At 35.0% G+C, this 15,010-nt stretch carries 14 protein-coding genes; 3 read left to right on the top strand and 11 right to left on the bottom strand.

The window, feature by feature from the left end; translation table 11 throughout:
* The 9 genes from ACKI44_RS08740 to polC all read right to left on the bottom strand — a co-directional run.
* On the bottom strand, positions 1-211 hold a 211-nt coding region (locus tag ACKI44_RS08740), incomplete at its 3' end, for an SAP domain-containing protein (protein ID WP_407423523.1).
* A gap of 52 nt (positions 212-263) precedes the next feature.
* Positions 264-854 carry a HemK2/MTQ2 family protein methyltransferase gene (locus tag ACKI44_RS08735; RefSeq protein WP_407423521.1) on the bottom strand — a complete coding sequence of 197 codons (591 nt, stop codon included), beginning with the start codon at positions 852-854 and terminating at the stop codon, positions 264-266.
* Entirely contained in the window at positions 847-1,719 is an 873-nt protein-coding gene (gene rsmA, locus ACKI44_RS08730; RefSeq protein ID WP_407423519.1) for a 16S rRNA (adenine(1518)-N(6)/adenine(1519)-N(6))-dimethyltransferase RsmA, read from the bottom strand. The genes ACKI44_RS08735 and rsmA overlap by 8 nt, the downstream gene beginning before the upstream one ends.
* 10 nt (positions 1,720-1,729) lie before the next feature.
* Positions 1,730-2,365 (bottom strand): DUF655 domain-containing protein, encoded by a 636-nt coding sequence (locus ACKI44_RS08725; protein WP_407423517.1) that lies wholly within the window; start codon positions 2,363-2,365, stop codon positions 1,730-1,732.
* Between the two features lie 112 nt (positions 2,366-2,477).
* Entirely contained in the window at positions 2,478-2,822 is a 345-nt protein-coding gene (locus tag ACKI44_RS08720; RefSeq protein WP_303737695.1) for an RNA polymerase Rpb4 family protein, read from the bottom strand.
* A 5-nt stretch (positions 2,823-2,827) separates the two neighbouring features.
* Positions 2,828-3,118, bottom strand: a complete 291-nt coding sequence (locus ACKI44_RS08715; RefSeq protein WP_296797454.1) for a 50S ribosomal protein L21e — start codon at positions 3,116-3,118, stop codon at positions 2,828-2,830.
* 236 nt (positions 3,119-3,354) lie between these two features.
* Complete coding sequence (locus ACKI44_RS08710) at positions 3,355-3,903, bottom strand: hypothetical protein (RefSeq protein WP_407423514.1); 549 nt, start codon at positions 3,901-3,903, stop codon at positions 3,355-3,357.
* A 102-nt stretch (positions 3,904-4,005) separates the two neighbouring features.
* The gene (gene nrdD / locus ACKI44_RS08705) at positions 4,006-6,324 is read right to left on the bottom strand and encodes an anaerobic ribonucleoside-triphosphate reductase (RefSeq protein WP_407423512.1); all 2,319 of its coding nucleotides are present in this window, start codon (positions 6,322-6,324) and stop codon (positions 4,006-4,008) included.
* Between the two features lie 214 nt (positions 6,325-6,538).
* Positions 6,539-9,835 carry a DNA polymerase II large subunit gene (gene polC, locus ACKI44_RS08700; protein WP_407423510.1) on the bottom strand — a complete coding sequence of 1,099 codons (3,297 nt, stop codon included), beginning with the start codon at positions 9,833-9,835 and terminating at the stop codon, positions 6,539-6,541.
* A 214-nt stretch (positions 9,836-10,049) separates the two neighbouring features.
* Here polC and ACKI44_RS08695 point away from each other — a divergent pair, with 214 nt between their 5' ends.
* From ACKI44_RS08695 to ACKI44_RS08685, 3 genes are read left to right on the top strand one after another with little or no spacing between them, the layout of a single operon-like run.
* Entirely contained in the window at positions 10,050-11,213 is a 1,164-nt protein-coding gene (locus ACKI44_RS08695; RefSeq protein WP_407423508.1) for a coiled-coil domain-containing protein, read from the top strand.
* 37 nt (positions 11,214-11,250) lie between these two features.
* Positions 11,251-11,739 (top strand): nucleoside deaminase, encoded by a 489-nt coding sequence (locus ACKI44_RS08690; protein WP_407423506.1) that lies wholly within the window; start codon positions 11,251-11,253, stop codon positions 11,737-11,739.
* Positions 11,720-12,103: a hypothetical protein gene (locus tag ACKI44_RS08685; RefSeq protein WP_407423504.1), complete on the top strand. Its 384-nt coding sequence runs from the start codon at positions 11,720-11,722 to the stop codon at positions 12,101-12,103. Before ACKI44_RS08690 ends, ACKI44_RS08685 begins: the two co-directional genes overlap by 20 nt.
* On the opposite strand, the gene lysS is transcribed toward ACKI44_RS08685, so the two are convergent.
* Complete coding sequence (gene lysS / locus ACKI44_RS08680) at positions 12,100-13,683, bottom strand: lysine--tRNA ligase (RefSeq protein ID WP_407423502.1); 1,584 nt, start codon at positions 13,681-13,683, stop codon at positions 12,100-12,102. The two genes, ACKI44_RS08685 and lysS, sit on opposite strands and share 4 nt — an antisense overlap.
* Before the next feature lie 93 nt (positions 13,684-13,776).
* Positions 13,777-14,961: a proteasome-activating nucleotidase gene (locus tag ACKI44_RS08675; protein ID WP_407423500.1), complete on the bottom strand. Its 1,185-nt coding sequence runs from the start codon at positions 14,959-14,961 to the stop codon at positions 13,777-13,779.
* Positions 14,962-15,010: the final 49 nt, after the last annotated feature.

Below are 15,010 nucleotides of genomic sequence, written 5' to 3'. Positions count from 1 at the left end.
GTTTATCTTCTTTTTTTACTTTTTTTGAATCATCTAAGGATTTGCCAGTATCCAGATAGTAAATGATTCTTTCTTCCAATTGGCTTTTGCTTCCACTAAGCTGCAATCCTTCATTTCTGCAGAATTCCTTTAATTCTTCCTTTAAAAAATAGTATTCCTTAAATTCTGCACTACTTAAATCTTTATTTAATTTATCTTTATTGGATTTCATTTTATCAGTTAGATTTTATAAATATTGATTAAGCTATGTGAATCATTTATCATTAGATTTTGTAAGCATTAATCAAAACAATCTCTTCAAAGAAAAAACTCTCACTTTTAGCTATTTCAGCAACAAATCCCCTGCTGTCAAACATATCCAATGTTCTGTCATTGTTTGAAAGTGAGGATTGGATCATCTGGACAATTCCTTTATCGTTTAGATAATTTGAAACTTCATTAATGAATCGGTCTATAACTTTCCTTCCATTTAATCCACCGTCAAATGCATAATTTATAGTGTCGTCTATAACTTCGCCTTCTTCGGTAGGTAGATATGGAGTATTGAATAGAATTACATCAAACTTTCTATTTTTCACAGGCTCAAAGAGATTTCCAAAGAGCAATTCTATATTATCGATGTTATTTTCTTTAAAATTTGATTCTGCAAGTGTGATGGCGTCAAAATTGATGTCCGTTGCAGTTACCTTGTCCGTTAATTTTGATGCATACATTGCAACGATTCCGGAGCCCGTACCGATTTCCAAAACGCTTTGTCCTCTTTTGATTTCAAGATTCTCGGCAAGAAGATAACTGTCCTCGGCCGGAACATAAACGTTTTCATGTGTATTAATTATAAAGTCCATATCAATCATTAAAAATAGGGTTCAGTTCTTTTGAAATAAATAAAATCTCTTCGGGAGTGAGTACAACAACCCTTTTGGTCAGATAATCATTCAGCTTTTCGTCATCAATATCATTCAGCCGTCTTTTGATTTCTTTTTTGTCCAGATTGCTTATGATATGTCTGGAATCAATTAAGGCATTTCTGATTTTTTTATTTCTGTGCTGGAAGAGTGCTTTTGTAAACTTTGAATAGACATTGAATTCTTCTCTTGTTAATTCAGATTCCTTCGGTGTCAGTCCAACGACAATGGAGTCAACTTTCGGTTTTGGTAAAAAGCTTTCGCAGCTGACCTCAGTTAGTGGATTGATGTCACATTTAAAATAAAGCATTGCTGAAAGCCTTGAATAGTTTTTGCTTCCAACTTCTCCGTTCATTCTATCGCCGAATTCCTTCTGATACATTAAAACGGCCAGGTCAAAATCATAATCAAGAAATTTGAATGTAATGGGTGATGATATTTGATAAGGTAGATTAGATACTATTTTATTGAACTTTGGAAATTCAATTTTCAATGCATCTTCGTTAATGAGTTCTACATTATCAATTTTTTCATTTTTCAAACGCTGATTCAATATTTCACAAATATTTGAATCCTGTTCGATAGCTATTACTTTTTTAGCTCTTTTAGCTAATTCTATTGTAAGTGTACCGATTCCAGCACCAATTTCCAAAACAACATCTTCCTTGGTTAGCTTTCCAAAATTAATTATTTGATCACGTTTATTTTTATCAATTAAATAATTCTGTCCAAGATTTTTGTTTAACCGTATTCCATGTTTATTGAGAATAGATTTGGTTGTTTTAGATAAGGATTCGCTGCCTTCACCATTCAAGTTATCACTTTTATCTTTTATTCCTGCTTTGAGAGCTTCTAGGAATAGGGGTAAATAAATAATATTTTTGTTTACCTTTTTTAACGGTTGTTGTATCCAGTTCCTGTTTTACACGATTGACAATCATTCCAACAGGGTCAGATATTGCAGGAACTCTCTGGCTTATATCTTCAAAGCTTTCAAATTCTTTTTTCTTGCGCTCTTCGATAATTTCCCACATGTATTTTTTACCGATTCCCGGAAGTAACTCAAGTTTATGTAATCTTGTGTTAACAGGACCTGCGGTGTTAAAAAAGTCAACGAATTCTTCTTCTCTTGAAATAACAATGTCTTTAATTGCGTATTCAAGTTCGATTCTGCTTGTAGCAGTGAGGTTTTCAAAGTCTAATTTTCCAAGGACTCTGTAGATTTTGTCTCTTTTGCCTTTTCCAATGTAGACAGTATCTTGAATTTCTAAATCAACTCCGTTTTTCGGAGCCAATTCCAGTAAAGTGAAGTAATCAGTACCAATAGCTTGAGCAATAGCTTTTCCTTTAAACTTAGACATGTCAGACTGTACATATCCTAAACTAAGATAATCCAATATGACTGCATTGTCTTCAGTCTTTTGAGGTGGGTTTTTTCTTTTGTTATTTCTTTTATCCATAATATCACTTCACTATTTTTTAAAAATCTAATATTTATTTTAAAGTTTAATAGTAATAAATATATCTAAAAATAAGTAAGTTAAAAAAAGTATTGAAAAGAATAGTAAGTAACTATTCTTCAGGGAAATATTGATTTAAGATTTCTAAAATTTGATCTCGCTCTTCTTTATCAACTTGAGTTGGTTCTTTTGCGAATATCAATCTTAAATCATCATCATCTTTTGGAATTAAATTAACGATTTGAACTGCAACTTTGTGTCTTAATCCGAGCTTTTCTTCAAGTTCATCAATGATTTTTTGAGAATCTTCAAGAGAGAATCTTGGAAATCTCACAAGATGATTTAAAGTTACATTCTGTTCATAATTCAATTCATATTCTTGAGAAAATTCTTCGAGAGTCTCTTTAACTTCAACTCCAGTGATTTCCTCTTTTTTAATGACGTTTTTACCAATCATTTAAATCAGTTTTGTAATTTTAAGTGGTCAGGTCTAACAATTAATTCTTTTGCTTTGTTTCCTTCTTTTAAAGCTACTAAGTAAGCTTTACCTTTGGTTCCAATGATTTTACCGGTTTTACCATGGAATCTTGAGTGTGGCTGACCTTTTTGAATACTTGGATTAATAATAATGTGAACTAAATCTCCTTCTTCAAATTTTTGGAATCTGTTAGTGATAGGATTAGTTCTTCCTTTTCTTTCAACTTTAGTTAATTTTTTTCTTGATCTGCTTTTAAATCCTCTTGATCTTTGCATTTTAATTACCTCGATTTATTAATGCACTGGGTATTAATTAAGTCTATGTTATCAGCTACCTAGTATCAAAAAAGCCCATAAATACTAGTAACATAGAGTGTGAAAATAAATTATCATCAGTGATATGATAATAGTATAATTTATATTTGAAGATATTAATATACTTTTAGTTTTTTGACATTTTTTGTCAATTTTTGAAAATTTGATTTTAAAAAAATAAGAAAATGAAAAGGTAATTAATCAATTTTTACCCATTCATTATGGCCCATATGTTTCCAGTAGTGGCCATCTGGAGCTAATTCAACTTCTCCAGTATAAATCGTTCTTCCTGCCTGTTCACTGTAATATGCGCCCTCATCAACAACTGTTGAGGTATCTTCTGGGGTCGTGTCTTCTGGAGTATCATTAACGATTTCCAATTCTTCTTCGACAATACATTCTTTGAATTCATCATTGCCTTCAAAAGTAACATTTACAGTATAATTTCCCTCTGAAATATTGGTAAGTTCTATGGCTGCTTCACCGCGCTCATTGGTTTTTACTTCCTCATTAATAACGGTATTTGATTTGTTATCAATAATTTCAATGGAAATATTTTCATTTGCAAGTGAGGTATTGTTTGAGGCAGTTGATTTAACTAGAAAGGTAGTATTTGTATGAACTGTACCGTTGGTTACAATATCAATTTTCGGTTGCTGTTTGAGAGTATTGGTCATGAACAATGCTCCCGCAACAAGAATAATTGCTATAATGGCTATTAATAAAATGATTGTTTTTTTATCCATTTTAACACCTAGTTAATAGTATTAATATTAGGATATTAAAATTTTTTGAATAATAAGTGATGATGTTGGTGTTTAAAAAAATGGTGTGAAAGATAACTGTAATTAGTTATCTTCAAATCTTCTTCTGTCAATTAATTCTTGACGTTTACCTGGGTTCCAACCGCCTGATGCAGATTTTGCACGACCTACCTGTTGTACGTAACCGGTAATTCTGTCATACCATTCCACATCTTCGCTTTCACCGCAGCTTGGGCAAGTGTGATTCAATCCTTTCATTAAGGTTTTACATTTTAAACAGAAACTTAAAGCTGAACTGTAAGCCCAGAATCCGATATCGGATTTTCTTGCAATTTTATTTGTTAAACTCATTAATGAATCAGGATCGGAGTATGATTCACCCATGAATGCATGGAAAATGTGTCCACCAGGAGTTAATGGGTGGTACTGTTCTTCTATTTTGATTTTTTCAATCAATGATGCAGAAGTGTCTACAGGTACGTGTGAGGAGTTTGTGTAGTAGTTAGCGTTTCCGTCACCCTGTACGATAGCTTGGTCTCCGAATTGTTTTTTATCGAGAGTTGCAAATCTGTAAGCGGTAGATTCTGCAGGAGTTTGTAAAACAGACCATCTGAGTCCGGTTTCTTCTTTTAATTTGTTGGCTCTTTCATTAATGTATTCAAGACATTTGATACCGAATTTGTTTGCATCCGGGTTTTCAATTCCTGCACCGAATAATGAGAGTAACATTTCGTTAAGTCCGACAAAACCGAATGATAAGGTTGAGTTCTGGATTCTGTAGTATGAATCTTCTGCTACTTTTTGTTTTAAGAATGGTAAAATGTGGAAATCGTTTAAACATTTTAAACCTTGTTCTCTTCTAAGCATTAATGTTTCAGTAGCTAAATCCATGTATTCATCTAAGTATTCGAATACTTGGGATTCGTCTTTGGATTGGTAACCGATTCTTGGGAGGTTTAGAGTAACGTATGCAAGGTTACCTGTTCTTAAACAGTCTTGATCCCAGTCACCAGTCCAGTTATCTTGTAAACAGGTTCTGCATCCCATGTAGTTAGCCATGTCTCCTCTGTAGTCAGCTAACATGTTTACGAAGTATGATGAACCGTATTTTGCGGATAATTCGTGAACTAAGCGGATATCTTCTTCATATTCGCTGGTCATTGTTTCTTCACGTAATGTGTAAATGGTATTTGGGAATAAATGAGGTTTTCCTTCATTGTCTCCTGCAAGTAAGGTTTCAGTAAATGCTCTTTGGATTAATCTGGTTTCTTCTTCGAAGTCTGCGTAAGTTCCGACAACTTCTCCTTTTGGTCCGTATGCGGTTTCATCTTTCAGGAAGTTTGGAACACCGAATTCCAATGCCATACTTGTGAATGGCACTTGGGATCCACGAGCTGCGTAAGCCATGTTCAAGTTGTAAACAAGCATTTGAACGGACTGTTTGATTTCTTCGTAGGTTCTTCCTCTTGCAAATGGAGCTACAAATACGTTCCAGAGGGACATTCCCTGTCCGCCGGACATGTTTTGCTGTGCTGCAAGCATGATTTCTCCAGTGTGGTTCATTAAAGTTTCCATGTGGTTTGGTGCACCTGCAATGGATGTGTGGTCACCTGTACCGTCTACTTTAAGTCCGTATTTGATGAATGTTCTGATATCGTGCTGCATACAGTTTAAAGGTCTTCCTGCGAAGAATTCCAAATCGTGAATGTGAATGTCTCCAGACATGTGTGCATCAGCCAGTCTTGCCGGAAGCATTTTGAGTAATGCGTATTGTTTTAATGCTTCATCAGCAACATGTTTGTGGATACTTTCAGGGTTGTGAATCATGTTAGCATTATCTCTGTTACCGTTTTCGATTAAAGAGGTAATGTTATAAACAGGAATACCTAAACGGGTGTAACGGCTTCTTAAATCTTCTAATCCGTATTCGATAAGTTTAGTGTTAACCATTTCCCTGATCATTGGAGCGGTTAAGTATTCAACGTTTAATTTTTTGAGTTCTTTCCAGGTTTCAGTTGCAATTTCAAAAGCAGTTTCCTGGCTTGCACCGGTTTCTTCAATTAAAGTGTTTGCGATTTTGGATAAATCGAATGCTTCGATAGTATCTCTTGAAGTACGTACTTTTAATTGGGTGCTTGCTAGGTATTTGTTTGCAATTTCACCATCAATGTCTTCTAAACATTCATATACAATTTTTTTAATTTCTTTTGTAGTTATTCCATCATATAATGATGATACAACTGTAGCTACGATTTTATCAGATTCAAAGAATGGGGTTTCCACCATTATTAATGATTTTAATAATTTTTCATAACTGAATCTTTCTCTAATTCCGTTATTTTTTTCAACGTTAATTTTAACGGATTTATTTAAATTATTTGCAATTTCTGAACTTCTTTCCATTTAACACACCATTTTCCATTAAATTTTGACTAGTAAAAATAAGAGATAGGGCAAGCTATCTACTACTAATCACTTAATTATACTATTAGTAAATACATGTATAAATATTGTTCGTATTAATACGAACATTATTTTACAGAGGTACTGCAATTTTAATTTTATTAAATATATTAATTCAGACTTGTCCTAGAGCATTTGAAGAGTATTGGTGCCTCTAGAAGAACAGGTCTAGGGAACTTTGTTTGGATTTATCACTTTCAAACAGTGAATTAATACCAAATTCCTGAATTTCCAGACGCTGTTTTAGGTATGGTGATACTGGGTATCTGTTAACAAGGTCCTGGGAAATTCCAAGGTATTTTTGAACTGATCCTTTTGAAACTGAAAGGATTAGGTTTCCGCCGCATTTTGTACATTTTCCGGTTAAAGGTATTCTTCTGTATTTTGAATTGCACTTTGTACATCTTACCTTCTGTTTGGAAAATGCTCTGGAGTTACCCATAATGTCCGGCAGGAAATGTGAGGACAGTACTCTTTGAACAACGTCCCGCTGATCAACAGCTCTGATTTTTTCAGCAAGTTCGATTTGAGCTTCCACTTTCTCTTTCATTGACGGCAATCGTTTGTAAAGACAGAGCGTTGGTCCTGAGTGAATGCTTGAGGTATGATGGGAAAACATCAGTCCCTCATACTGTTCAGGAGTTCCCAAATGCTTTTCTACATTGTCAATCAGGTCCAGAACTTCAGCCGGCTTTAAAGGATCCTTTGTTCTGTCATAAAATTCAACAGGGAAGCGTTCATAAATGTCCAGGTTGTGTGATTCATCATCAATCTCTTCAGGGTCAATTCTTGAAGATAAAACCAGTGGAGCATCCATACTTCCTCCACGGGTATTAGGTAAATATGTTTTTGAAAAGTTAATTAAAGCATCCAACAGCAGCATCACTGCATCTTCGTCACTGTCACAGTTTCTACGTTTTGCTGAGTGAAAGTATGGGTGAGCATAACATCCTAAAGCTTTTGTAAAACCGACAATACGGCCTAAAACTCCGGCAGATGTGTGGGGAGCAAGTCCCGCAATCAGATGACCAATCAAATCGCTTTTGGTTTTAACATTATAAAAGCTTTCCATTCCATATAACTTGGTCAGTTCATCATCAATGAAATGTGCTGTATTAATCAGATAATCGGCACAGTTGTTGGAAATGACTACATCCTGAACCTTAAGTTCAATAATCTGATTTTCATTTTCAATAGGTTTTCCATAGCAGTCATGTTCATAGCCCATTTCCAAAAGCTTTTCAACACTCACACCAATTTCTTTAGGGATGAAATGGGTCAGCGGTAAATCTGTTGAATCGTGACGTATTGTACCGTCTTTAAATGTAAATACTTCATTTTTAGCCCTTAATATTCCCTTTTCCAATGGTTCCGGGAGTTTGGACTCTGAAATCATACCTACAACTGCTTTGAATTTATCAACTTTTCTTACGTTAACGTTATCTGAAGCCTTTTTAAGCATTGATGACAGGTTGATTTTTTTATGTTCAGGTTTTCCCATTTCAGTCGGAGCACCACATTTAGGACAGATTGAACTGAATGACATCAGCCTGCAGTCCTGATTGGTACATTTTCTTCTTGACAGTTCAACTTCTATTGTACCTTTTTTAGCGGCATTTGCAACAAGCCTTTGAGCTCCGCCATAATTTCCAATCGGGAAGAGTCCGTGAGGTGCAGGTTTCATTAATCTTTCCTTTGATTTTTCAGGCCTTCCTACACGGGTACCGATATAAGCTGGGGCCTTGTTTTTAATTTCTATATCTGTTATTTCATTTAAAGCTTCAATTGTAGTATCTTTTTTAGGTAACCTATCAGTTAATGTTGCAAGAAGTGCAAATGAGTTATCTGCATCGATTATTATCTGATTGTCTCTTACAATATGTGGCACACCAATCATTTCAAGAGTTCTTTTGGGATATGATAACTTTAATTTAAGTCCTTCCTCATTGCTGTAGGTGCCTTTGCCTTCCATCAGTAAATCATATAATGAGTTTAAATCCTCTATCGTCACGTCATTATAGCAGTATGTGTATTTTGGATGGAGAGGAATATTGTATTTTTTTGATAATTCGAATGCTTCCTTGGCCGGAAGATAATCATATTCAAGACGGCCCAAATCAAGGCCATCGTCTTCTGAGTAGTTTTCACTTTGCTTTAAAAGTCCAATCCACCATTCTTCACACCATCCTGACGGATATAACGGCTGGTTGTTTCTTAAAAATTCACCGAACGCAACAAGCATGTCTCCTAAAAATAAGATTTCAACAACATCCTTTTTGAGTTCCCTGGCCTGCTTGACGCTGTTGATGATTACAACATCGCCGTTTTTGAGCTTGACGGTAGGCGCTTCAATGGAATCCACTGGAACTACACAGTTTCCCTTACCGGGATATTCGATTTTAAGCTGTGTTCCTACAGCCAAAAACTCGAGGAGTGCCATTGTTGCCGGGTGAACTCCCATTGTAGCAAGGCCGGTATTTCTGGATCTGCCGTATCTTAATCTGAAGCCTCCCTTTTCGGAAGGATGGCCTAAAACAGGTCTTCCGCCGATAATATCCTGAATGTATTTAGGTTCATGGACGATTTCGGATTCCTCAGATGAATCGGAGGATTCTTCCTTTTTAGGCTTGGAATATTCTGTGAGCCATTCCCAGTTAAGACCTAATGTATTTGAAATTTTATGAATTTTTTTGGATTTCTGAATAACTCCTTCAACCATAGCCAACAATGCTCCACCACGGATGTTATTTGTTTCCACACGTTCCAAATCCCTGTGTGACACTTCAACAGCATCAGTCTGTTCACCGGTAACTTCAACGGGAATGTGATTTGCAGCAAATCTCACTTCTTCAGGGGTAGGTGAATACTGGAGGTTGGTAACTTCAGATTCGTAAAGTTCAACTTCTTCAACATAACGTTCTATTTCATCTTCAATAGGTTTGAATTCATCAATGTTGATAGCTCTTCTAATTTTATCTCCAAGCAATACCGCAAGTGCAGCAGCAGTACCTCCGGCGCTTCTGATAGGTCCTGCAAAATAAACGGCAATATATTTTGATGAATCTGGATTATTTTTAATTTTGACCTGTGAAATACCTTCTAAAGGAGCTGCTACCACTCCTTCTGTTAAAATTGCAAGAGCGGTTCTTAAAGCCTGGTCGCATCTTTGTTCCTCATCATAATCTGCCTTTTCGCCGGTCAGTTCAAATTTGCCTGATGCGATTTCAGCTGCTATTTCAAAAGCAACTTCTTCCCTTGACATATTTGCTTCCAATTCCTTAATACGTTTAGCTACGCCTTCCGGACCAACAAGCCCTTCAACTCTTTCAGCTAAATCCTTTGCTAATGGAACTTCTGTTTTTGTCTCAACATCAAGCCCTTTTGAGCGGGCTTCATTAGCTATTTCATATAATTTATGTGTTTCAGCTTCTAATCTATCAAAATAATCCATATTATCGCCGTGGTTTTTTTAAAATTAGTTAGTTATTATATGTATATTTCGAACTATATTAAATTTAGGGAAGTGCACATCTGTGAAAAAATCAATCGTTTATATATGAAAATTTGTACATTTAAATAAGGTTTAAATATATTAAAAAAGAAATGTTTATGTTACATAGACTGTCGAATTTGAAAAATTTTTCATTGCTTTTAGTGGTGATATAATGGCTGACGAACCAGTAAATAAATTGTATGGAAATAAAATAAAGTTAGATTTTACTAAATTAGGTAATAATTCTAAAAAAGGATCTTCAACTACTGTTGAAGTGAAAAAAGAAGATAAAAAACCTGTTCCTGAAGCTATGCCTCCAGTTGAAGAAACCGTAGAAGAACCGGTTGAAGAGGCTGTTGTGGAAGAAACTGTTGAGGAAGCAGCTGAAGAAGAAGCTGTGGAGGAAGAGGTTGTTGAGGAACCTGTTCCTGAAGCTATGCCTCCAGTAGAAGAAGCTGCTGAGGAACCTGCAGAAGAAGAAGTTGTAGAGGAGGAGGTTGTTGAGGAACCTGTTCCTGAAGCTATGCCTCCAGTAGAAGAAGCTGCTGAGGAACCTGCAGAAGAAGAAGCTGTGGAAGAAGAGGTTGTTGAAGAGCCTAAAAAAGATGATTCTGAATTAGCTCAGTTAAAAGAGGAGTTAAAAGAAAAAGAATCAAAATTAAAAAATCAATCAAATGAATTAAACTATTTAACTAATACTATTATCCCTGACCTTAAAAAAGAAAATTCTAGTTTGAAATCAGTAAAAGTTGAATTAACTAATGCTTTAGATAAAACTTCTAGAAAATATTATGATCAACTAGATATTAATGAAGATTTAAGTAATCGTATTGGTGAGTTAGGTGCAGACAATGCAGTTAGCAAAGCAAGAAGTGACAGATTGGAATCCGAATTGCAATCAATTAGAGATGATTATGAAGAAAAAATCAAATCTTTAGAAGTAGAAATCCGTAATTTAGAAGCTTCTGACGTTGATGAATTAGAAAGAACTAATCAAAATTTAAGGGATGATTTAAAAACATCTAATGATGAATTGGATGATGCTAAAAAGCAAAATGAAGAACTCAGAGCAGAAGTTGATGATTTAAGGAAAAAACTCATTGAAATGGGTGACTATAAAGAAGAAGTCGACGAAAATGCTAAAAAATCCATTGACAAACTAAAAGATGAAATAGTATCTCTTAAATCTGAGTTAAAAATTAAGCAGAGCAATTATGATAAGTTATCTAATGAATCTCAAAAGACTATTGCTGATTTAAGAAACCAGATTGAAAAATTAAAAAACGATTCTGAAAAGAAATCCGAGAAAGGCGGATTCTTTGACAGATTCAAATAAAGATGATTAATTAATAATCATCTAAAATTCTTTTTTTATGAATAACGATTCTTATTTTATGGAATTAGCTATTAAGGAAGCTCAAAAATCTTTAGATGAAGGGGGCATTCCAATAGGTGCTGTCCTTGTTAAAGATGGTGAAGTTATATCTAAAGGTCACAACCGGCTGATTCAAAATGATTCCGTGATTTTACATGCTGAGATGGATGCAATTGAAAATGCAGGCCGTCTTGATTATGAAGATTATCGTAAATGCACGTTATACACAACTCTTTCTCCCTGTCCGATGTGTTCCGGTGCAGTGATACTCTATAACATTCCAAGAGTGGTGATAGGAGAAAACACTACTCTTATGGGTGCTGAAAACTTACTCAAATGCAATGATGTTGAAGTCGTTGTTTTAAATGATTTGAGATGCAGGGACTTGTTTTTAAAATTTACCTGCAACAATTCAGAAATTTGGGACGAAGAACTTGCAAAAGTTGGAAATACTACGGAGGCCAAGGATGGAAGTTATAGTGACTGATGAGAGAGACGAAAGGTTTGTCGAGTTTTGCAAATCCTTCGGATGTGTTTTGGATGAGCCTCAGGTAGTTTTACTTTTAAATAATTATGAATCCACTGTTGGATGTGCAAGTTTTAAGGTTTATGATGGTGAATCCATTGAAATCAATAGCCTGTTCATTGATTCAATGAAAAATCGTGAGGAATTATCCTATAAGTTAATTAAGCAGCTTGAAAAGATAGCTATTGATTTGGACTTTAAGGCGTCATACGTGTCCTTGGAAGAAGATAATCTGGCTTTGGAAATATTTAAGAAATTAGATTATGAAATTGTTTCCAATAATGATGGTATCTTAATAAAAAAAGAATTTAGAAGCTTGATTTAAGCTTCTTTTCTAAGTCTTTTAACAACAAAGTCTTTATCTAGTGATAATAAGAATGATGCTGCTCTAGGGCCTTGTTTTTGACCAAGTATCATTTTATAGATTGCCTGGAAACCTTTTTGTGGTTTTAAACCTTGACCTTCCAATATTTCATACATTGCATCATGTAACTCGGTTGCATCCTTAAATTCAGTGGTTTCAATTAATGTTGCCAAATCACTTAAGAATTGATCTTGCTCTTCGGTAAGAGGTAATTTAGGAACGCTTTTTTCCTGAACTTGGAATTTAACGAATTTTGGAGCATAGGTATCCAACCAGTATTTAACGTTGTCAATACGTTCTTGGTATTGTGCCATTTCAGCTTCGTTTAAATCACTGAATTCCTTGTCTTCAAAGCTTTTGGTTAATTGCGCATTTCTTTTTAAGATTCCGAATATTTTTTCCAAATCATCGCCTGCTATTTGATAGGCGTTAACCAAGAATCTGAATGGAGGTCTGAATGGAAGTGGCTCACCAGTATGGATTTGAGCGATTTCATAGATTTCTCTGAATTTTTTATCTTCTTTTTCTGATGGAGCTTCCTCTTCATTATAGAATACCTTTTCCACTTTGTCAAACTGATCAATGAAATCTAAATAAGGCATTTTTGGTGAGAAGTCTTTTGCTTTCATAGGTTTTGACCTGAATAAATAGTAGTTAAGACTTTCTGCAGGACCAATTTTCAGCCATTCTTCAGGTGCAAAGAACACTCCGTGTGATTTACTCATTGCTTCACCGTCGAGAGTAATCCATTCGTATGGAACAGGATAAGGTGCAGGATAACCAAAGATTTTTTCTGAAATCACACTACTTACGTCATATGACCCTCCGCTTGCAGCATGGTCTTTTCCGAAGGGTTCGCATGTGGTTTTGAATATTTTCCATCTTGCAGCCCATTCTACTCTCCAGGTTAATTTACCGTTTCCGGATTTAATGTCCATTTCGCCTTCATGGCCACATTCACATCTGTATTTAACAATGTCTCCATCGTAATCATAAGCATAGGTGGTATTTACACGTCCGCATTCATCACAAATCGGATTATATGGTAACCAATCATCTGCCAATGGCTCTCTTCTGTATTCGTTGAAGATTTCCTTAATCTCATCAACATGTTCAAAGGCAGTTCTTATGTAATCATTATAAACTCCACTTTTATACATTTCAAAACCGGATTTAGCTTCCATTTCAATACCATAGTCTTCTATAACGTTTAATAATGGTTTTTCGAAATGTTCTACAAAGTTATCACAGCATCCGTCAGGACATGGTATTGTGGAGTATGGCATACCAAGGTATTTGTCGTAATCTTCAGGAAGTGGGTACGGAACTTTTCTTAAAGGATCGTGATCGTCTGCAATCCAGATTGTTTTTGCCTTTTTGCCTTTTTCCCTTATTTTTTTGCCTATTGCATTTGCTATAAATATGTCGCATGAGTTTCCAATGTGTATTGAACCGGATATTGAGGTTCCACTGGATATAACCTGCTCTTCTACATCTCTTTCAATTAAATCATTAGCTATATTTTCAATCCAATGTGTCATCTAATTCACCGTTATTTAAATAAAAAATTATCATAAAAATAAGTTAATATCTTTATTATGTTTTTATTAATATAAAAAGATTAAATTTTTTTATTACATTTTAGCCGATTCAATAATCTTATCGATTGCATCCATAAAGTCTTTTGAAATAATTTTTTTCCTCTCGGCTCTTATTGCAAACATCCCTGCTTCAGTACATATTGCCTTAAGGTCTGCTCCGGAAAATCCTTCAGTCAATTCACTTATTGAGTCAAAATCGATTTCCTCATCAATTTTCATCTTTTGTGTGTGAATTTCCAATATCTTTGTTCTTCCTTCCTTATTTGGAAGAGGAACTTCAATTGCTCTATCGAATCTTCCAGGCCTTATCAATGCATCATCCAATATGTCCGGACGATTTGTTGCAGCTATTATTCCAACGTTGCCTCTTGATTCAAATCCGTCCAGCTCTGAGAGCAACTGCATTAAAGTTCGCTGAACTTCCCTGTCTGCGCCCTGAGATTCGTGGGTTCTTTTTGCACCTATTGCATCAATTTCGTCTATAAATATTATTGCAGGTGCTTTTTCTTTTGCAAGCTCGAAAACCTGCCTTACATATCTTGCTCCTTCTCCTAAAAATTTGTTTACAAATTCTGATGCCACAAGTTTTATAAATGTTGAATCCGTCTGGTTGGCCACGGCCTTTGCAAGCAATGTTTTACCTGTTCCTGGAGGACCGTATAATAGAATTCCTTTAGGTGGGTCAATTCCAATCTCTTTAAAGAGTTCCGGCTTTTTGATTGGAAGTTCTACGGTTTCTTTTACTTCAACTATTGCTTTTTCAAGCCCTCCAATATCATCATAGTCAATGTCCGGCTTTTCTTCAATTTCCATTGCCATTATGTCGGCTTCCTTTTTGGATGGAAGAACTTCAACAACTGCTAAAGTATCCTGATTAAGAGACACTCTTGCTCCGGCAACAACCTTTTCCTTATCAATTGATCCGGGATATGTTACAACAAAATCATGACCTACATGGCCTCTGATTCCAACTCTTTTGTCATCAAAAACTTCAGTTATTGTTGCAAGAATCAGTGGTGTCTTTTTAAAGGAATTAATTTCTCCCTTTAATTCTTTGATTTTTCCTTCTAATTGGCGATTGCTGACATTCTGCTTTAATTCCTTGGCTTCAAGACTTCTTAATTTTTTAGTACTCTCTGATTTTTCTTCTTTTAATGTTTTATTTTCATTTTCAAGAGTTTCTATTTTTTCAAGTAATTTTTCTTGACTTTCTCCCATCATATCACCCGCAAAAAAGTTCTATAGTTAGTGACATGTTAATTATAAT

It is taken from the genome of Methanobrevibacter sp. (assembly GCF_045646205.1).
Taxonomy (GTDB): Archaea; Methanobacteriota; Methanobacteria; order Methanobacteriales; family Methanobacteriaceae; genus Methanocatella.
Note: the sequence above shows the minus strand (reverse complement) of the source record. Positions and strands in the feature narration are given on the sequence as shown.